This window comes from Lentilactobacillus parafarraginis DSM 18390 = JCM 14109, assembly GCF_001435895.1.
In the GTDB taxonomy this organism is placed as follows: Bacteria; Bacillota; Bacilli; order Lactobacillales; family Lactobacillaceae; genus Lentilactobacillus; species Lentilactobacillus parafarraginis.
Window position 1 is genome coordinate 1 of record NZ_AZFZ01000212.1, and the last position, 470, is coordinate 470.

Below are 470 nucleotides of genomic sequence, written 5' to 3' on the forward strand. Positions count from 1 at the left end.
AGTGACAACTTAAAAGCCATGAAAGAAGAAATCAAACAACTACACTATGCTTTAGATCACCAGCAAAGTATTCACGTAGAAACAACACTGGCAGGTAGAGGCAAAGCTCAACTCAATTTGATTGACAAAGCTCACAAAAATGGCTTTGAAGTGACTTTATTATATGTTGCTTTGCGAGATGAAAATTTAGCTATCCAAAGGGTCAACGAACGGGTACAAAAAGGTGGCCACGGTGTTCCAGTAGCAACGATCAAGAAACGTTATCAGCAATCCAAACATAATTTGCCATTAGTGGCCTTTAAATCTGATAAGGTCATGATCTATGATAATAGCGAAAAGTTTACCTCTGTTTATGCAAGAGAGAAGGGACAAGTTTTTAAGAACGATTTGAGGCATTTTCCTTGGATAAACCAAAATATTACTTATCCAGAAAAGGTGCAAAAGCAGTTACAAAATTTTGCAGATCAAAA

At 36.6% G+C, this 470-nt stretch carries 1 protein-coding gene; it reads left to right on the forward strand.

Annotation, left to right across the window (positions count from 1 at the left end):
- Positions 1-470 (forward strand): zeta toxin family protein (locus FD47_RS14780; RefSeq protein WP_056980860.1); only part of this gene is annotated, 470 nt, incomplete at both ends.